Source organism: Microbacterium sp. M28 (assembly GCF_025836995.1).
In the GTDB taxonomy this organism is placed as follows: Bacteria; Actinomycetota; Actinomycetes; order Actinomycetales; family Microbacteriaceae; genus Microbacterium.
The window spans coordinates 236356-254130 of the sequence record NZ_CP107546.1 but is presented as its reverse complement, the minus strand read 5'-3'; the positions used below and the strand labels follow the sequence as shown (position 1 = coordinate 254130).

General features: G+C 66.5%; 16 protein-coding genes. 6 read left to right on the top strand and 10 right to left on the bottom strand.

Annotation, left to right across the window (positions count from 1 at the left end; translation table 11 throughout):
- Positions 1-51 precede the first annotated feature (51 nt).
- The 4 genes from OED01_RS01275 to OED01_RS01260 form a co-directional block, all read right to left on the bottom strand.
- The gene (locus OED01_RS01275; RefSeq protein ID WP_264156601.1) at positions 52-1032 is read right to left on the bottom strand and encodes a carbohydrate ABC transporter permease; all 981 of its coding nucleotides are present in this window, start codon (positions 1030-1032) and stop codon (positions 52-54) included.
- The gene (locus tag OED01_RS01270) at positions 1029-2000 is read right to left on the bottom strand and encodes an ABC transporter permease (RefSeq protein ID WP_264158000.1); all 972 of its coding nucleotides are present in this window, start codon (positions 1998-2000) and stop codon (positions 1029-1031) included. The genes OED01_RS01275 and OED01_RS01270 overlap by 4 nt, the downstream gene beginning before the upstream one ends.
- 32 nt (positions 2001-2032) lie before the next feature.
- Positions 2033-3679, bottom strand: coding sequence for a type 2 periplasmic-binding domain-containing protein (locus OED01_RS01265; protein ID WP_264156600.1), 1647 nt, complete (start codon positions 3677-3679; stop codon positions 2033-2035).
- 214 nt (positions 3680-3893) lie between these two features.
- Positions 3894-4916: an aldo/keto reductase gene (locus OED01_RS01260; protein ID WP_264156599.1), complete on the bottom strand. Its 1023-nt coding sequence runs from the start codon at positions 4914-4916 to the stop codon at positions 3894-3896.
- Positions 4917-4974: 58 nt separating this feature from the next.
- On the opposite strand from OED01_RS01260, the gene OED01_RS01255 reads away from it, so the two are divergent.
- A complete protein-coding gene (locus OED01_RS01255; RefSeq protein WP_264156598.1) occupies positions 4975-5628 on the top strand; it encodes a GntR family transcriptional regulator in 654 nt (217 codons plus the stop codon).
- Here OED01_RS01255 and OED01_RS01250 read toward each other — a convergent pair.
- Together OED01_RS01250 and OED01_RS01245 are read right to left on the bottom strand one after the other, a co-directional pair.
- Positions 5625-7691: a beta-galactosidase trimerization domain-containing protein gene (locus OED01_RS01250; protein ID WP_264156597.1), complete on the bottom strand. Its 2067-nt coding sequence runs from the start codon at positions 7689-7691 to the stop codon at positions 5625-5627. The two genes, OED01_RS01255 and OED01_RS01250, sit on opposite strands and share 4 nt — an antisense overlap.
- Positions 7688-8572 carry an NAD(P)-dependent oxidoreductase gene (locus OED01_RS01245; RefSeq protein WP_264156596.1) on the bottom strand — a complete coding sequence of 295 codons (885 nt, stop codon included), beginning with the start codon at positions 8570-8572 and terminating at the stop codon, positions 7688-7690. Before OED01_RS01245 ends, OED01_RS01250 begins: the two co-directional genes overlap by 4 nt.
- Before the next feature lie 88 nt (positions 8573-8660).
- Between OED01_RS01245 and OED01_RS01240 the strand changes: the two genes are divergently transcribed.
- From OED01_RS01240 to OED01_RS01225, 4 genes are read left to right on the top strand one after another with little or no spacing between them, the layout of a single operon-like run.
- Positions 8661-9497: an NAD-dependent epimerase/dehydratase family protein gene (locus OED01_RS01240; protein ID WP_264156595.1), complete on the top strand. Its 837-nt coding sequence runs from the start codon at positions 8661-8663 to the stop codon at positions 9495-9497.
- Positions 9494-10519 (top strand): D-2-hydroxyacid dehydrogenase, encoded by a 1026-nt coding sequence (locus OED01_RS01235; RefSeq protein WP_264156594.1) that lies wholly within the window; start codon positions 9494-9496, stop codon positions 10517-10519. Before OED01_RS01240 ends, OED01_RS01235 begins: the two co-directional genes overlap by 4 nt.
- A gap of 40 nt (positions 10520-10559) precedes the next feature.
- Positions 10560-11132 carry an HhH-GPD-type base excision DNA repair protein gene (locus OED01_RS01230; protein WP_264156593.1) on the top strand — a complete coding sequence of 191 codons (573 nt, stop codon included), beginning with the start codon at positions 10560-10562 and terminating at the stop codon, positions 11130-11132.
- Positions 11132-11557 (top strand): DUF1801 domain-containing protein, encoded by a 426-nt coding sequence (locus OED01_RS01225; RefSeq protein WP_264157999.1) that lies wholly within the window; start codon positions 11132-11134, stop codon positions 11555-11557. The genes OED01_RS01230 and OED01_RS01225 overlap by 1 nt, the downstream gene beginning before the upstream one ends.
- 15 nt (positions 11558-11572) lie before the next feature.
- Here the strand turns inward: OED01_RS01225 and OED01_RS01220 are convergent, their stop codons facing one another.
- Together OED01_RS01220 and OED01_RS01215 are read right to left on the bottom strand one after the other, a co-directional pair.
- Positions 11573-12394, bottom strand: a complete 822-nt coding sequence (locus OED01_RS01220) for a serine hydrolase domain-containing protein (RefSeq protein ID WP_264156592.1) — start codon at positions 12392-12394, stop codon at positions 11573-11575.
- 160 nt (positions 12395-12554) lie between these two features.
- Positions 12555-13940, bottom strand: coding sequence for a glycine--tRNA ligase (locus OED01_RS01215; protein WP_264156591.1), 1386 nt, complete (start codon positions 13938-13940; stop codon positions 12555-12557).
- A 130-nt stretch (positions 13941-14070) separates the two neighbouring features.
- Between OED01_RS01215 and OED01_RS01210 the strand changes: the two genes are divergently transcribed.
- Positions 14071-15540 carry a peptide MFS transporter gene (locus OED01_RS01210; protein ID WP_264156590.1) on the top strand — a complete coding sequence of 490 codons (1470 nt, stop codon included), beginning with the start codon at positions 14071-14073 and terminating at the stop codon, positions 15538-15540.
- 9 nt (positions 15541-15549) lie between these two features.
- Here the strand turns inward: OED01_RS01210 and OED01_RS01205 are convergent, their stop codons facing one another.
- Positions 15550-16392: a sigma-70 family RNA polymerase sigma factor gene (locus OED01_RS01205; RefSeq protein ID WP_264156589.1), complete on the bottom strand. Its 843-nt coding sequence runs from the start codon at positions 16390-16392 to the stop codon at positions 15550-15552.
- Between the two features lie 23 nt (positions 16393-16415).
- Positions 16416-17750 carry an FAD-binding oxidoreductase gene (locus tag OED01_RS01200; protein ID WP_264156588.1) on the bottom strand — a complete coding sequence of 445 codons (1335 nt, stop codon included), beginning with the start codon at positions 17748-17750 and terminating at the stop codon, positions 16416-16418.
- Positions 17751-17775 lie beyond the last annotated feature (25 nt).

Sequence of the window (17775 nt, the reverse complement as noted above, 5' to 3'; positions counted from 1 at the left end):
AGCGTGTATCGGTGTTTCGTATGGTCGATGCGGAGTGCGGATACCGGGTCGTCACCCCTTGACGGCACCGATGAGGATGCCGCTCTTGAAGTGCCGCTGCACGAAGGGGTACACGACGAGGATCGGGATCACGGCGAGCACGACGACTGCCATCTGGATCGCCAACGAGGCCGGTTGCGCCTGGTCCAGCGCGACCGTGTCGAGCGTGCCGCTGTTGACGAAGCTCTGCCCTTGGAGCACGTATGCCCGCAGCACCAGCTGCAGCGGCCACTTGTCGTTGTCGTTGATATAGAGGATCGCGTTGAAGAAGGCATTGAAATAGCCCACTCCGTAGAAGAGCGCGACGACGGAGATGACGGGCTTGGACATCGGAGCGACGATCGTCGCCAGGATTCGCCATTCCCCCGCACCGTCGATCCGCGCGGAGTCGATGATGCCCTGATCGATGCTCTGGAAGAAATTGCGCACGATCAGGATGTTGAACGCCGACACCGCAGTGGGCAGGATCAGCGCCCAGACCGAGTTGATGAGACCGAGCCCGGAGACGAGCAGGTACATCGGGATGATGCCGGCGCCGAAGAACATGGTGATGATGATCAGGAAGAGAATCGGCCGATGCAGCAGCGAGCCGGGCCGCGAGAGGCCCCAGGCGGCGAGAACCGAGACCACCACACTGAGCGCTGTCCCGACTCCGGTCACGAAGACGGTGACACCGACTGCCTTGGTGACGACCCCTCCGGAGAGGATCTGCGTGTACGCGACCGTGGTGAGACCGTTCGGGACGATCACGAGCCCACCGGCCTCGGTGATCGCGGACTGCGTGGAGAAGCTCGTGAGGACGACAGCCCAGAGGGGGAACAGCACGGCGAAGCACACGACCACCAGGGTCACGACCTTGCTGATCGTCACGATCAGCGAAGGCTTCTCCTGCCAGGCAGGGCGTTTCACCGGCTGGTAGTGCCAGATCCTCGACAGCAGTCCGCCCGATGGTTTGCGAGTGATCAGCGCTTCGGTGGAAGGATGAGCGGTCATTTCTTGTACACCCCCGCCTCGCCGAACATGTGCGCCACCTTGTTCGCCAGCAACACGAGGATCAGACTGATGATGCCCTTCAGCAGACCCGCAGCGGCGCCGTAGCTGAAGTCTCCGGACACGACACCGGAGTAGTACACGAAGGTGTCGAGCACTTCGGAGGCCTCCGCCCCGACCGCGTCGCGTTGCAGGATGAGCTGTTCGAAGCCGACCGACAGCGCATCGCCGAGGCGCAGGATGAGCAGCAGGATGATCACAGGGCGCAGTGCCGGCAAGGTGATGTGCCACATTCTGCGCCAGCCCGAAGCCCCGTCGACGGCGGCCGCCTCGTACTGCGACGGATCGATCGATGAAAGCGCAGCGAGGAAGACCACGATGCCCCATCCCGCGTCGCGCCAGATCGTCTGCGACGTGAGCAACAGGATGAACGTGTCAGGGTTCGTCATGATGTTCAGAGGCTCCGCGCCGACCGCGCGCAGGTGCTGACTGATCAACCCGGCCCCGCCCAGGATCTGCTGGAACACCGTGACGATGATCACCCAGCTGAAGAAGTGCGGGAGAAAGACGATTCCTTGGATCATCGTGCGCAGCCACGGCTGCATGAGGCTGTTCAGCAGGATCGCGAGCAGAATCGGCAGCGGGAAGAAGAACACCAGCTGGAACGCAGTGATGGCGAGTGTGTTTCCGAGCGCGTGCCAGAACGCCGGGTCCTGCAGCAATCGGGCGAAGTTGTCGAAGCCGATGAAGGGGCTCCCACCGATGCCCACGTAGGGCGAATACTCCTGGAACGCCACGACGTTGCCCAGCATCGGGATGTAGGCGAAGATGATCAGCAGCACAACGACGGGCAACGTCATCAGCAGCAATGATCGGTCCTGCTTGAACCGGAGCCAGACCCCTTTGCGGCGCGGCTCGGCTGTCGGGGCCGGCTGTTCCCTAGCGCGATCTTCCTCAACCGGGGCACTGATGCCCGGTCCGAGGCGAGTGGCGACGCTCACGATCAGACGTCCAGATATCCTGCGTAGAACTCCCGCAGCTCGTCGCCGCCGCTGCTCTTCCACGTCGCTACGGCCGCGTCGAGATCGTCGAGGGACTTGCGCCCGCGGACGATGTCGCTCTCCAGGTCATTGAAGGGCTGCGACAGGCTCGCGAGTCGCACCGGTTCGAGGATCTGCATGCCATAGAACTCGGGCTCGACCCCGTACTGCATCGAGTCGGCCATGAAGTTGCAGTAGTCGGTGACGAGGTCCGGATACTGCGGCGCGCTCTGCGTCACCGGCGGACGGACGAGCCACTGGTACGTCGAGGCGACCTCCTTGAGACCGAGTTCCGTCTTGACCGGTGCTCCCGTCGTGGGATCGGCCTCCCAGTGGACGCCTTCGAAACCGTTCTGCAGCAGCGCCTGCTCGGTGGTGCCGAAGGGCGCCGCGATGTAGTTGAGCAGGTCCAGGATCTCGTCCATGCGGGTCGGATCCTCCTGCTTCTTCACGAAGGTCATGATCTTTGCCGGATTGCTGACGAAGAAGCGTGGGGTCGAGCCGTCGTGGACGAACCACGGCAGGGGCTGCTGGTTGTACGTCGGCGTCGTCGGCACCGTGCGCACATGCGAGCCGATCCACCCGGAATAACCGTCGTAGGTCAACAGCACCTTGCCGGACTCGAAGCGCGCCTTGTTCTCACCGCTGTTGCCGGCGACAGCATCGGGGTGGATCACTCCTGCTGCGAAGAGCTTCGCCGCGAACTCGAGGTACCCCCGGTATTCGTCGCTCTCATACTTGTGCACGAGCTCGCCCGACTCGAGCTTCCACTTGGGCGGCACGGCATAGATCAGTTTGGCCGTCTCGGACAGATCGTTGCCCGCCCAGCGTCCGGCCTTCTCGTCCGTGATCTCCACTGTGAGGTCGAAGAAATCCTGCGCGTTCTTCGGCATCTCGGTGATGCCCATCTCGTCGAACAGATCTTTCCGGTAGAACGATGCACCCGACATGCGGTCAGATGGATACGGAAGTCCGTAGAGCTTGCCCTCGAACACGCACGATCGCCAAGCGTTCGTGGGGATGTTCGCGAGATTGGGATACTTCTCGACCTTGTCGCCGCTCAGGTACTCCCCCATGTCCTGGAACAGGCCGGGCAGCGCCTGGTCGAAGCGGGCCGGGATGTTGTGCTCGGCGATGGTGACGAAGTCCGGCACGTCCTTGGCCGACGCGAAGATCGCCTGGAGCTTGTCCGGATACGCGTTGTTGTCCGTGAATCTGAAGTCGAACTTGGCGCCGATCTCCTCGTTGACCTGCTGCAGGTATTTGCTGTCCGAGAGACCGGGAACGACATTGCCGTAGGTCGGAGTCATCGCCGTGTACGACCCGCCGACACCCGGGACCTTGTCCACCGACTTCACGAGTTTCGGCCACTCGAGGAATCCGGGCGTCGACCCGTCCACGCCCGGGATGTCGGGAGCGACGTACTCGACCGGCACGTAGTTCGGTAGGACGCCGTCGGGGATGCCCACGGGGCCACTGGCGGCCGTGTTGCCGGAGCCGGCGGCAGTGGTGCAACTCGCGAGGACCGGGGTGATGACGGCGAATCCGAGGAGACCGAGGAAACCGCGGCGACTCGTCTTCAGGTTGGGTACACCTTCGAACGCATTCATGACACTCCTTCGTGTGATCTGTTCTGGGGGACGAGTCGTGCTCGATGGCTCGAGCGGACTCTGGTTGATGGCCGACCTATGGATGGTTGCCCGATGGGCGAGGACCGCTTGTCGAGGTCCCAAGTATTTCGATACACCTCACGCAAGTCAACGCTGTGACACGCATGCCGACAGTCCAGTTCTCAGGCGGCCGAGCACGAATGGCACATCGCGCTCACGCGTCCTGTCCGGTGTCGGAGTCGAGCCGGGCGACCTCGTCATCGCTCAGTACGAGCGATGACGCGGCGGCGGAATCAGCGGCTTGCTCAGGCGAGACGGCGCCGGGGATCGGCACCACGGTCGATGACTGCCGCAGCTCCCAGGCGAGCGCGACGCGCTGGGGACTCACGCCCCGCTCGATCGAGATCCGGCCAAGGGCAGGGTGTCGCTCCGCGATGCTCGCCGCCCCGCCCAGACCTCCGAGCGGCCCCCAGAGCAGATAGGCGATGCCGTTCGCAGCGGCATACTCCATCTCCGCCTGCTGCCCCCGATGACCGATCGAGAAGTGATTCTCGATCGAGCTCAGGCGCCCGTCGAGGATCTCCTGCGCGAGAAGGATCTCGTCGAGGTCGACATTCGAGACGCCTGCGCGCTTGATGATCCCCTCGTCGAGGAGATCCCGCAGCGCTGTGATGGAGTCCCCGAAGTCGTGGTTCGGATCCTTCTTGTGGAAGTGATAGAGATCCAGCGCATCTCCGCCGATCCGCTTGAGCGATGCCTTCGCCGCTTCCTTGAGGTAGGCGGGCGCCCCGTTCCTGATCCACATCGCACCGTCTCGGTAGATGAGGCCGCCTTTGGTCGAGAGGATCACCTTCGACGTGTCGCCGTCGTAGCGCTTGAGCGCCTCTGCGACAAGCAGTTCGTTATGCCCCTGCCCATCCTGCTCGGTCGTGTACGCATCCGACGAATCGAAGAAGGTGACCCCGGAGTCCAGCGCCGCGTGCACCGTCGCGATGGCCGTCGCCCTTTCCGGGCGCCCGGGCACCGAGAGGTTCTGCGTCCCGAGCCCGATCGCACCGATGCTGACGTCGCCGATGCGCCGTTCCACTCGGACCGCACTCATCCCTTCGGGTGTATGGATGTGCATTTGGTGCAGTCCTTTCCGTGTCGCGACAATGCGACGGTTGACGTCGAGTGGCGTGTGATCGGCGGGATGAACCCCCTGTCGAGTTGGCCACTGTGTAACACCATACGACATGTAAACTCGTAGGACAATCTTCAATGCGATGATTGACGAAATACCTCACGGAGGCTCCATGCCAGCTCTGTCGGTCCGCACCGTCTCCCTCGTGGACGCCGTCGCGGAGTCATTGCGTCTCGCCATCATCAACTCCGAGTACGAACCCGGATCGTCGCTCACCGAGGTTCGCGTCTCCGAGGACTTCGGTGTGGCCCGTTCCACCGCGAAGGCCGCCGTGGAACGGCTCGTCTCGGCTGGGTTCCTCGAACGTCTCCCGCATCGCTCCGCACAGATCCCTCTGCTCACCGAGAGGGATGTCATCGACCTGTACGAAACAAGACAGATCATCGAGGGTGCTGCCGTGCGTCTTTCGGCCGCCTCAGGCACTCTGCCGAGCGCCGCGGAGAAGGCGGAAGCGGAGCTGATCAGCGCCGCGGAGAGAGGCGACCGCGATGCGGTCGCAACCGCTGACGTCGCTTTCCACACCGCGCTCGTCGCAGCGGCGGGTCTGCGGAACCTCGCAGACCTGCACGGCATGCTCATGGGTCGCGCCCACATCGCCATGGTGCAAGTGCAGCGACGCAACCCGAACGGAGCCCACCGCAGTCACGGCGAACACGAGAAGATCCTCGCGGCGATCCGGGACGGTGACGGCGAAGCCGCAGCACAGGCACTGTCTCAGCATCTGTCGAGAGCACAGGAAGACTTCCGCCGCGGCCGGACGGACTAGATCCCGCTCACGACGATCGCCTCGAAGTCGCGCACCTCGGCGATGGACAGTACGAGGTCGGCGCCCTCATTCGCGCTCGTCAACGCGCCGGGGATGACGATGGACTCAGCGACGGCTCTCGCCCCCGCTCCAGGCACTCGCAGCCGCACCCCACGGATCGGAACCGCAGGTCCGCAACCGTTCCTGCGCCACCCGGTGTGATTGATGAGGTGGATCACAAGCCCTGCGGATGACCGCCCCAAGACGACCTCGATCTGATCCGGGGCATCCACCTCGATCGGCGCCTTCCCCAGAAGCTCTCGCACTCGCGACACCGCAACTTCTCGGATGCGAGTCAATCCGAAGAGGCCGTAGTTCGCGCCCACCGCCCACGCCAGCTGCGTGACGCTGCCTGCTCCCGCCACACGGGTGGCTGCCGCTGCGGCGGTGCTCACCACGTGTCCGTACGCCTTCTCCGGAGGACCGAAGGGCGCCCGCTCGACGACGGGCAGTGTCTGCCGCGCGTCACCGCGCCATTGCACGCCGTACAGGCGGCCATGCCTCGGGATGAGTGCCGAACCTTCGACGTGCGTCGCGTCATCCAGCTGGATGTAGGAGGAGAGCATGACGGAATCATCGGCCTCGGTTCCGATGACGCGCTGAGCCGCCGACCAGTTCGCGACCCCGGAAGGACCCACCAACCCGCTGCCCCCGGATGCCACCACATGTCCGCCTGCTTCGATGTAGCCTTCGATCGCCGCGTCCTGCTCCGTTGTCAGCGTCACGATGTCGGGGAGCACGACGACCGAGAATCGGTCGAGTGGCTCCCGAGCGATGGCCTCAGCCGGCAGCACGTCGAAAGGCAGGTGCGTCTCCTGCATCGCCACGAACCAGCCCATGAACTCCGCACGTGCCTGCGCATGACCCGGACCGTCCGCGCGCAGTCCATCCGGCCGGACGAGCGCGACCGGCGAGCATGCTCTGAGCCCCGAGTACACCCGGGCGTTCGAGGTGACCAATCGGGTCACCTCGGCGGCCGCGGCAAGCCCGTCATATCGGATTCCGCGGGTCGAGCCCATGATGTAGGTCGATGGATTCGCACCGCGCGCAACCGCCTGGACCAGATACTGCCTGATCATCTCTGGCTGCTCGTCCGCCATCCGATAGGGCATGTCGAAGAACGCCACCGCGTTCACGAGCGCCGGCTTGTCCGGTTGCGCCACTCTCGATGCACTGACCTGTTCACTTGTCGCATGCGGCCAGAACGGCCGGCCGATCGCATTGTTGGCTTCGTGGAACAGCACGTCAGCGGAGCGTCCGAGGATGAGCGCGGAGTCCGGGCATCGCTCCGCGATGTGCGCGCTGATCCTCGCGGTCAAGGCATCGATCGTCCGCTGCGCGAACAGCTTCCACACCCGGTGGATCGGATCGGCTTCGTCGACGGGAAGCGCGTGGCCCGTGGCGTCGAGGAAAGCGGCGCGACATGATGCGCAATGACAGGGGCCGTGCCGGGTGCCGCCATAGTCGACCTCGTTGAACCCGAACCAGTTGAAGAAGAATCCATCCACCTGATAACGACGGATCACCTCGTCAACGATCTCGAACATCGCGCTCTGGTAATACCCGCCGTTCGGACACACGCTCACGAGGCCTTCGTACACCTGCAGCCCTCCGTCTGCGGCACGGTACGCCCACTCCGGATGCGATCGGATGACTTCGGGCGTCACCTTCGAGAAGTCCATCCGGGCGAGCAGACGGATACCACGACGGCGCGCGGCATCGATGGCGTCGCGGACGAGATCACCGCCGGGGCGGTCGGCGAGGTGCGGGTTGCGAGTGTGGAAGTCCAGGTCGCTCGGATAGTGGGCGAGGATGCCGCCCACGTTGAGCAACCAGGCCGTGGCGCCGTGCGACTCGATGTCGTCGAGCACCGCCTCCACGTCGAGCGTCGCATCGATCTCGCGGAGGTTCGTCTGGAATACCCCGAACGCCTCGTTCCACCAGCCCGGTCTCGTCACCTCAGGCAGGCGCGCCGACCGCTGCACTTCGGCCACAGCACCTGCACAGACGATGGCGCTCGTCACGAGAGTTCCGAACGGTTGAGCTCACGAGCGTGCAGCACGAGGGCCGAATGATCGAGGCCGCCGCCACCTGCCGCTACGAGGTCAGCCACGAATCCCGTCACCGTGCGGGTGATCGGCAGCAGCGTTCCGGTGGCCGCCGCCGCATCCGCGACGATGCGCAGATCCTTGTGATGCAACTCCAACCGGAAGCCGGGCTCGAATTCACCGGCCAGCACGCCAGCGACCTTCCGATCGATGACCGTGCTGCCGGCGAGGCCACGTGAGACCGCCGTGAGTGCCGCCTCGACGTCCGCATCCTGTGACTCCAGGAACATCACGGCCTCCGCAAGGGCCTGCAGGTGAGCGGCCACGATGAGCTGATTCGCCGCCTTGACCACCTGCCCGGCTCCCGCAGGGCCCACGTGCGTGATCGTCGATCCCATCGCTGCGAGGACTCCGCGCTGCTCTTCGATCACCGCGGCGTCTCCGCCGATCATGATCGACAGCGTGCCTTCGATCGCGCCCGCCTCCCCTCCGGACACCGGCGCATCCAGCGCGGGATGGCCCGCGTCGCCGAACGCCGTCGCCACCGAGCGAGCGACGCCCGGACTGATCGTGCTCATGTCGATGTACGCGGCCCCTGGCGCAATATGCTCGAGGATCCCACCCGGCCCCAGTGCCACCCGCTCCACGTCCGGTGAATCGGGAAGCATCGTGATCACGAGGTCGGCGCCGCCGATCGCATCGGCGAGGGAACGCTCCACAGGAATCCCGGCCTGGGCAGCCCGTTCGAGGGTCGACGCCGAACGGGCCGTACCGACGACGTGGTGCCCGGCGGCGATGAGGTTGGACGCCATCGGGCGCCCCATCACCCCGAGTCCGATGAATCCGATGGTGGCCATGAGGTGAGAACTCCTTCGTGCTCGGTCGCGCCGTGCGACGGTGTCCGCTAGTGTATCGATCTACCAACCAGCGTGGAAAGAGCATAACGTGAAGATCGCGATCACCGGAGGCAATGGCCGACTCGGAAGCGAGGCCACCTCATACGCGCAGAGTCGAGGACATCAGGTCACGGTCGTCGATCGCCAGGGCGAGCTAGGCGCGCACTCATCGATCCTCGATCTCACCGACTTCGCGAGCGTGGAATCGGTCATCGGCCGCGGACGTTTCGACGCCGTCATCCATCTCGCAGGCATGCCCGGCCGTGCACGTGTCGCCGGCGACGTCCTGTTCCGCAACAACATGCTGACGTCGTACAACGTCCTCACCGCCGCACGGCGGGCTTCGGTCCGCAAGATCGTCTTCGCATCGAGCGAGACCATCCTCGGGCTTCCCTTCGAGACCTCACCCGCCGAACTGCCGATCGTGGAGACGTCGCCGACGTCGTATCGCGTGAGTCATGAATACGGCACGGTCAAGTACCTCGAGGATTGCGTCGCACAGCAGATGGCCGCCGAGGACCCCGAGTTGAGCATCAGTGCGATGATGCTCACCACCATCGTCCTTCCCGAGATGTATGCCGAGTTCGCACGCTACGAAGAGGACGCTCGAGCACGCGGGTACAACCTCTGGAGCTACACCGATGTGCGCGACGCCGCTCAGGGCGTCGTGTTGGCGTGCGAGCATCTCGCGCCCGGGTACGAACGGTTCATCCTCGCCGCCGACGACACCGTCATGACCACCTCGACTGCGGAGCTCCTGGCTCATTTCCATCCGACCAGCAGACTGACCCGTGCTCTCGACACGCACCAGAGCCTGTTCTCGAACGAGAAGGCGAAGCGGATGCTCGGCTACTCACCGCAGCACAACTGGCGGAGCCATCTATGAACGAGAACGCTCTCGGAGGATCGATGCGTTCCATCCACCACGTACTCGCGACCGTCGACTTCGCCGCGGAGGAGATCGCACAACTGAGGGAAGCGTTCGCGCCGGCGCGTTTCACGCATGTCCCGCGCCACGACACGGCGACCGTCTCGACCCTGCTGGATCAGGTCGACGTGGCCGTCCTCGCGGGCGATCTGACCGAGGAGACAATCGCCGCCCCGCACCTCGCGTGGGTGCACTGCGACCATGCGGGCCTCAACGATTCCGCCCGCCAGGAGGTCTTCGACCGTGGGCTGCTCGTCACCGGATCAGCGGGCCGCTCCGGTGAGGCTCTCGCGCAGCACGCGTTCTTCTTCGCCCTCAACTTCACTTACGACATCCGCCGGACACTCGCCAAGCAGGACGCACGTGACTGGAGCGGTGGTGAGGCGTTCCGAGAGCGCCCCGCGCTCTGGGGGCAACGGCTCACCGTCATCGGCTTCGGGCATACGGGCAAGGCCATGGCTGCATTGGGGCGTGCATTCGGCATGCACGTGACGGTGCTGACCCGCAGCAGCAGCCAACGCTCCGCGGACGTCGACCGGCTGCTGATCGCGGATGAAGGCGCGGGCACCGCGGACGCACTGCCGGACGCGGACTTCGTCATGCTCGCCACCAATCTGACCGACGAGACGCACCACCTGATCGGGGAAGAGCAGTTCGCGCTCATGAAGCCGACCGCGATCGTGATCAACCTGGCGCGCGGCGCGGTGATCGACGAAACCGCGCTCGTGGATGCGCTCGGATCAGGACTCATCGCCGGCGCGGGGCTGGATGTGTTCGAAAGCGAGCCGCTCTCCAAGACGTCGCCCTTGTGGAGCATGCCGAACGTGCTGATCACGCCGCATGCGACACCGAAGTTGCCGGACAAGACACAGCGGTCGATCGACACGATCGTCGCGAACATCGGCCGGTACCGGAACGGCGAGCCGTTGCTCAACGCCCTTTCACCTCGGGACCTCTATACGCGCGGCCCAGCCCGATGACAGGCGCCCCGACATCCCGCTCGAGTGCCAGACTGACACCATGGCCCTTCACATCACCGGAGACACCGCCGCCGACGAACTGCTGACCGAGAACCCGCTGGCCCTGCTGGTGGGGATGCTGCTCGACCAGCAGGTGCCCATGGAGACCGCATTCGCCGGTCCGCTGAAGATCAAGCAGCGCACGGGAGCGGCGGATGCCGCAGCCATCGCGCACATGGACCCTGACGCGTTCCTCGAGGCGTTCAAGCAGACGCCGTCCGTGCACCGTTTCCCCGGCTCGATGGCCGCACGCGTGCAGACGCTCTGCGAGACGCTTGTGAACGACTGGGACGGCGACGCGTCCGCTCTGTGGACCGAGGGCGACCCGTCCGGCGCAGAGGTGCTCAAGCGCCTGAAGGCTCTGCCGGGGTTCGGCGAGCAGAAGGCGAAGATCTTCCTCGCTCTCCTCGGCAAGCAGTACGGCTTCACGGGTGACGGGTGGCGCGAGGCATCCGCTCCGTACGGCGAAGAGGGCGCGTACCGCAGCGTCGCCGACATCGTCTCGCCCGAGTCGCTCTCGAAGGTCCGCGAGCACAAGAAGGCGATGAAAGCCGCGGCGAAGGCCGCGAAGTGATGCAGCCGACCGGTGGCAGCGTCGGCGCGTTCATCGCGGCGGTCACGCCGGAGCGCCGGCGGCGGGATGCCGAGACGCTGACCGCGCTCATGCAGGAGGTCTCCGGCCGCGAACCCGTGCTGTGGGGCACGATCATCGGGTTCGGATCCTGCCATTACCGCTACCCCACCGGCACCGAAGGGGACTCCGGGATCCTTGGGTTCGCCCCGCGCAAGGCGGCATCCACGATCTACCTCTTCGACGGCGTCGACGCGCACGCCGAGGCGCTCAGCCGACTCGGTGCTCACACGGTCGGCAAGGGATGCCTGTACCTCAAGGATCTCGAGCAGGTCGACCTCGACGTTCTCCGCGGCATCCTGGAGCGCTCGCAGGCCTGGGTCGAAGCCGGCGGCACGGACCAGGTGCAGCTCACTGTCGCGGGGTGAGCCCCGTCGGGGGCGTCATCCCGCCGAGCCGTATCTCGTGACGATCTCGTCAGTGAGCGGCGGCCAGATCCGCTTGTGCTCGTCTCCGAACGGGACGCCGGAGAGGAAGGCGGCGGCGAGGTCGCGCGATCGGTCGATGAACAGGAAGCTGCCCTGCGCCCCGAAGTGGCCAGCCGTCTCGGGCGGGAACGAGTCGCTGAGCCAGTGCGGGCTCTTCGCGCCCTTGAGCTCGAACCCGAGTCCCCACTGATTGTCGGCGAACGGCCCGTAGCCGGGGACGATGCCGCGCAGCCCCGCGTGCGACACGGTCAGCGCGAGATCGCGCAGGGCTGCCGGGATCAGCGTGGGTCGCAGCACCTCTCGACCGAAGATCATCAGGTCGGCGATCGACGCGCGCGCGTCGGCCGATGGCCGCCCCGTCACGTCGGTCCGCGTCATCCCCAGGGGAAGGACGACTTCGCGCAGCATCCAGTCGGAGAACGCCATGCCGACGGCATCCGCGACGTGCGCGGCCAGGGCGTCGAAGCCGGCGTTCGAGTAGATCCGGCGTTCACCGACGGGCCGCAGAGGTCCGTCGCCCTCCATCGGCAGGCCGCTGGTGTGATCGAGCAGGTCGAGCACGGTCGCCCCGTCCGGGCCGGCGGGCTCGTCCAGATCCACGAGCCCGCGCTCGATCGCGACGAACGCGCCCCACGCCGTGAGCGGCTTGGTCACGGAGGCCAACGGCAGCACGGCCTGCGCGTCGCCCTGCACGGCGAGCGTCTCATCCGGGCCGGTGACGCCGACGAGGGCGGTGTGCGGGAAGCCGTCTGTCGCGGCGAAGGTCGTCGTCTCCACGAGACCATCGTTTCACGGCATCCGGACGGGAGGAGAACTCACGATCCGGAGGGCCTGAATCGCGATATCGCTCCTCCCGTTCGGGTGTTCTCCTCCGGAACGGATGGCGCGGCGAACACGACGGCGCCGCGGTCAGCTCGGCGCCGCCACCAGGGCGAGGTCAGGCGCCCTTGAGCCGCTCGGCCAGGTACTGGTGCAGGTTCTCGATCGCCACCCGCTCCTGCGCCATCGTGTCGCGGTCGCGGACCGTCACGGCGTTGTCGTCGAGCGAGTCGAAGTCGACCGTGACGCAGAACGGGGTGCCGATCTCGTCCTGACGGCGGTAGCGACGCCCGATCGCTCCGGCGTCGTCGAAGTCGATCGCCCACCGTCCTCGGAGGCCGTCGGCGACCTCGCGCGCGAGCGGCGAGAGCTTCTCGTTGCGCGAGAGCGGCAGCACGGCGACCTTGACCGGCGCGAGACGCGGGTCGAGCTTGAGCACCGTGCGGACGTCGGTGCCGCCCTTGGCGTTCGGCACTTCCTCTTCGACGTAGGCATCCACGAGGAACGCCATCATCGACCGCGTGAGGCCGAACGACGGCTCGATCACGTACGGCGTGTACCGCTCGCCGGAGGCCTGATCGAAGTACGTCAGGCTCTGGCCGGATGCCTCGGTGTGGCTGGAGAGGTCGAAGTCGGTCCGGTTGGCGACGCCCATGAGCTCGCCCCACTCCTTGCCGGGGAATCCGAACTTGTACTCGAAGTCGATCGTGCCGGCGGAGTAGTGCGCGCGTTCGTCTTCCGGCACATCGAACTGGCGCATGTTCTCGGGGTCGATGCCGAGGTCGATGAACCACGCCCAGCAGGCCTCGACCCAGTGCTCGAACCACTGCTGCGCCTCGGCGGGCGGCGTGAAGAACTCGATCTCCATCTGCTCGAACTCGCGCGTGCGGAAGATGAAGTTGCCGGGAGTGATCTCGTTGCGGAACGCCTTGCCGACCTGGCCGATGCCGAACGGCGGCTTCTTGCGGCTCGCGGTGAGGACGTTGGTGAAGTTGACGAAGATGCCCTGCGCGGTCTCCGGGCGCAGGAAGTACAGTCCGGACTCGTCGTCGACGACGCCGAGGTAGGTCTTCACGAGACCCGAGAACGCCTTGGGCTCGGTGTACTGCCCCTTCGTGCCGCAGTTGGGGCACGGGATGTCGGCCAGACCGTTTTCGGCCTTGCGGCCCTTGCGCGCCTCGAAGTCCTCGATGAGGTTGTCGGCACGGAAACGCTTGTGGCACTGGAGGCACTCGACGAGCGGATCGCTGAACGTCGCGACGTGGCCGGAGGCCTCCCACACGCGCTTGGGCAGAATGATCGACGAGTCCAGGCCCACCATGTCGCCGCGACCGCGGACGAAGGTCTGCCACCACTCGCGGCGGATGTTCTCCTTGAGCTCGGTGCCGAGGGGCCCGTAGTCCCAGGCCGAACGGGAACCGCCGTAGATCTCACCCGCTTGGAACACGAACCCGCGGTGGCGGGCCAGGCTGATGACCTTGTCAAGACGGGACTGTTCGGCCACGGTGGCTCCAATGGTCGGAAGGTACGGGGAGAACCCGTGATCACGGGCATCCCAATCCTACCGGCGCTCGTCGAGACGCAAGATGCGGGAATCCTCGCGGAGCCCCATCGGCGGGGCTACGGTCGTGTGCATGAGCACAATGCGGGGGGAACGCACGGCCGGAGACAGGGACACACGGTTCTTCGGACAGCCGTGGGAGCTGGCGCACGTCTTCGGCGTCGAGATGTGGGAGCGCTTCAGCTTCTACGGCATGCAGGGGATCCTGCTCATCTACATGTACTTCTCGATCGCCGACGGCGGCCTCGGGATCGACAAGGACATCGCGACCGGCATCGTCGGCGCCTACGGCGGCGCCGTCTATCTCTCCACGATCCTGGGAGCCTGGGTTGCCGACCGCCTGCTCGGCTCGGAGCGGGTGCTGTTCTACAGTGCGTGGGTCATCATGGCCGGCCACGTCGCCCTCGCCGTCCTGCCGAACGCGTGGGGCCTGGGTGTCGGGCTGATCCTCGTCGCGATCGGATCCGGCGGCCTCAAGGCCAACGCGACCGCGGTCGTCGGGACGCTGTACGGCCCGAAGGACGTCCGACGGGATGCCGGATTCTCGCTGTTCTATCTCGGCATCAATCTCGGCGCGTTCCTCGGGCCGCTTTTCACCGGCTGGCTGCAGAGCAACGTCGGCTTCCACTGGGGCTTCGGTGCCGCCGCGGTCGGCATGGGCCTCGGGCTGATCCAGTACTCGTTCGGGCGCAAGCAACTGCCTGCGGCATCCCGTGCGGTCGCGAACCCGCTGCCCCGGAACCGATTCGGCCTCGTGCTCGGCATCGCGGCCGCGGGCATCGCTCTGATCGCGGTGCTCGTGCTGACCGATGTGATCCGCGCCGACAACCTTGCAGCCGTCGTGATCCTGGTGACCGCGGTGGCGGCGGTCGCGTACTTCGTCGTCATCATCGGCTCGCGTGCTCTGAGCGCCGACGCACGGTCGCGGGTGGTCGCGTTCATCCCATTGTTCGTGGTGAACGTCGGCTTCTGGTCGCTGTATCAGCAGCAGTTCACAGTGTTGACGATCTACTCGGACGAGCGTCTGAACCGGACGATCCTGGGGTGGACGATGCCGATCTCGTGGGTCAACTCGATCGCCCCGATCTTCGTGATCATCCTGTCGGGCACGTTCGCCGCGATCTGGACGAAGTTCGGTGATCGCGCCCCATCGGCCCCGGTGAAGTTCGCCCTCGGAGCCATGATCATGGGCGCCGCGTTCCTGCTGTTCCTGCCGTGGGCGAACGGCGACGCGAACTCGACCCCGCTGCTGGCGATCATCGTGATCCTGCTCGTGTTCACGGTCGCCGAACTGTTCATCTCGCCGCCCGGTCTGTCCGTGACCACGAAGCTCGCCCCGGAGCGGTTCCACACGCAGATGGTGGCGCTGTACTTCCTCTCCGTGGCCCTCGGCACCGCGATCGCCGGCTGGCTCGCCCAGTTCTACGACCCCGCGAACGAGGTGCCCTACTTCACGATCATCGGCGGCATTGCGATCGCCATGGGCATAGCTCTCCTGCTCGCGGCCCGACCCGTGCTCGCGCTCATGAGGGGCGTGCGCTGAGCACGCGGCTCAGGCCAGCATCCGGGTCTCCATGTCGGTGATCGCACCGCGGTCGCTCTTCAGCAGCAGCAGGGAGCTCGGGGTCCCGTCGTGCGAGGCGAGCACGCCGAACCCGACGCCGAGTTCGACGATCTCGAAGGCGTAGTCGCGGGCGAACCTGCGGAACTCGGCAGCCTGGCGGGCGACCTGCTCGGCACCGCGCACGATGCGCATGCCGTCGGCGCCCTGATCGACGCGGAACTCCACGTCGGGATGCAGCACGCCGAGCAGCTGCGTGAAGTCGCCGCTGCCCGCCGCGGCGAGGAACGCCTCGACGACCTCGCGCTGCTGCGCACGCGTGGCACGCTGCTGGGGCGACGACGGCGCGGCTCCGCGGATCCGCTCACGCGCACGGCTGGCCAGCTTGCGGGTCGCCTGCGGCGACCGTTCGACCACCTCGGCGACCTCCTCGAACGGCATCCCGAAGACGTCGTGCAGCACGTACGCCAGCCGCTCGTCGGGTGCGAGCTGCTCGAGGACGAGCATGAGTGCGTAGCCGACCCGATCGACCTGTTCGGCGCGCGCGTCGGGGCCGCCGTCGGGATGCGGCCCTTGGACGTCCGGCAGGTTGTCGAGGGGATCCTCCTGCCTGCGCGTCCGCGAGCGGAGCTGATCCAGGCAGATCCTGCTGACGACTCGGGTCAGCCACGCCCGGAGGTCGTCGATCGCCCCCTCGGCGCGTTCCAGCCGGAACCAGGACTCCTGCACGGCGTCCTCGGCGTCGGCGCGCACCCCGAGCATCCGGTAGGCGACCGTCGTCAGATAGCGGCGGTTCAGATCGAACTCCGCGGCGAGCGCGTCGACATCTCTCATGTTGTCTCCCGTCGGATGCGACGTTATCGCGCGGATGCCGGGGCGGGCACGAACGTGCGCGAGAACAGGTTCGCAGAGTCATAGCGGCGCTTGATCTCTCCCAGCCGTCCGCGCGTGCGTTCGGGATACACGGATGCCACGGCATCCGCCGCCGTCCCGTCGATCGAGTTGGCGTACGCGCCGGTCGTGAGAGGGGCGAGCGGGCGCCAGAGCGCCTCCATGCGGGCGAGCAGACCGTCGTATGCGGGCACAGGAGCCACCGCGAACGTGCTGACCATGAGCACCGCGCTCCGATGCGCGAACGCCGTGGCGTCGGCGGGAACCGCGCCGAACGCACCGCCGAGGGCGTGCAGCGTGATCGCGGCCGGCTGCTCCTGCGCTGCCATGTCGACGACGGACGTCACCGCGGCATCCGCTGCGTCGACCGACACGAATCCGCTGCGCAGCGCGACGCGCAGCACCTCCGGCAGTTCCTGCCCGTCGTGCAGGATCTCGAGGTACGGCGCCTGCCGCACATCCTCGGTCAGCGGCGCCGCCACGGCACGAAGAGCGGCGACCACCTCGCAGACATCGCCGCCGTCGCTGCGGGCGAAGGTCACCTGGATCGGCGCTTCGCGCCCGCCGGCGAGCGGATTCGCCAGCACCAGCGTCGAGCTGATCTCCTCCGCGGCCGTCCGCATGACGTCGGCCCACGCCGGAACGACGCGAGCTGCGCGATCGGCGGGGAACGTGAGCACCGCGAAGGCGAAGCCGGGCGTCGGCTGCGCCTCGAACTCGAACGCCGTCACCACACCGTACGCGCCGCCGCCGCCTCGAAGAGCCCAGAACAGGTCCGCGTGCGCGTGCTCGTCGACGCGGAGCACCTCGCCGTCCGCCGTCACGAGCTCGACCGCGCGGAGATGGTCGAGCGTGAGCCCGTGCCTGCGCACCATCCAGCCGATGCCGCCGGAGAGGGTCAGCCCGCCGACACCGACGTCGGCCGTGTCGCCGGAGGAGATCGCGAGCCCGTGCGGCGCGAGCGTCTCCGCGACCTGCCGCCACAGCGCGCCGCCGCCCACGCGCACGCGGCGCTCGTCCAGGAGTTCGACGGCATCCAGCGCGCCGAGGTCGATGACGATGCCGTCGTCGACCGTGCTCAGCCCGGCCGCCGAATGGCCGCCGCCGCGGATGACGAGCGGGCGATCGGATGCCGCGGCGAACCGCACGGCGCGCTGCACGTCGACGACGTCCGCTGGGCGCAGGACGATCGCCGGGTGCGCGGTGCCGAGTGCGGTCCGGGCCGCCGATGCGTATTCGGGCGAATCCGGGGTGATGATCGTGCCGGCGAAGCCTTCGAGTGAATCGACTGAGGTGTGCATGGGGTCTCCTTCGGATGGGTTCATG

Bases quoted from the DNA above. Each gene is read 5' to 3' on its own strand.
- OED01_RS01245 (WP_264156596.1), bottom strand. From the start codon at position 8,572: ATGGCCACCATCGGATTCATCGGACTCGGGGTGATGGGGCGCCCGATG.
- OED01_RS01260 (WP_264156599.1), bottom strand. From the start codon at position 4,916: ATGTCGTATGGTGTTACACAGTGGCCAACTCGACAGGGGGTTCATCCC.
- OED01_RS01235 (WP_264156594.1), top strand. From the start codon at position 9,494: ATGAACGAGAACGCTCTCGGAGGATCGATGCGTTCCATCCACCACGTA.
- OED01_RS01210 (WP_264156590.1), top strand. From the start codon at position 14,071: ATGAGCACAATGCGGGGGGAACGCACGGCCGGAGACAGGGACACACGG.
- OED01_RS01230 (WP_264156593.1), top strand. From the start codon at position 10,560: ATGGCCCTTCACATCACCGGAGACACCGCCGCCGACGAACTGCTGACC.
- OED01_RS01255 (WP_264156598.1), top strand. From the start codon at position 4,975: ATGCCAGCTCTGTCGGTCCGCACCGTCTCCCTCGTGGACGCCGTCGCG.
- OED01_RS01200 (WP_264156588.1), bottom strand. From the start codon at position 17,750: ATGCACACCTCAGTCGATTCACTCGAAGGCTTCGCCGGCACGATCATC.
- OED01_RS01275 (WP_264156601.1), bottom strand. From the start codon at position 1,032: ATGACCGCTCATCCTTCCACCGAAGCGCTGATCACTCGCAAACCATCG.
- OED01_RS01265 (WP_264156600.1), bottom strand. From the start codon at position 3,679: ATGAATGCGTTCGAAGGTGTACCCAACCTGAAGACGAGTCGCCGCGGT.
- OED01_RS01225 (WP_264157999.1), top strand. From the start codon at position 11,132: ATGCAGCCGACCGGTGGCAGCGTCGGCGCGTTCATCGCGGCGGTCACG.
- OED01_RS01205 (WP_264156589.1), bottom strand. From the start codon at position 16,392: ATGAGAGATGTCGACGCGCTCGCCGCGGAGTTCGATCTGAACCGCCGC.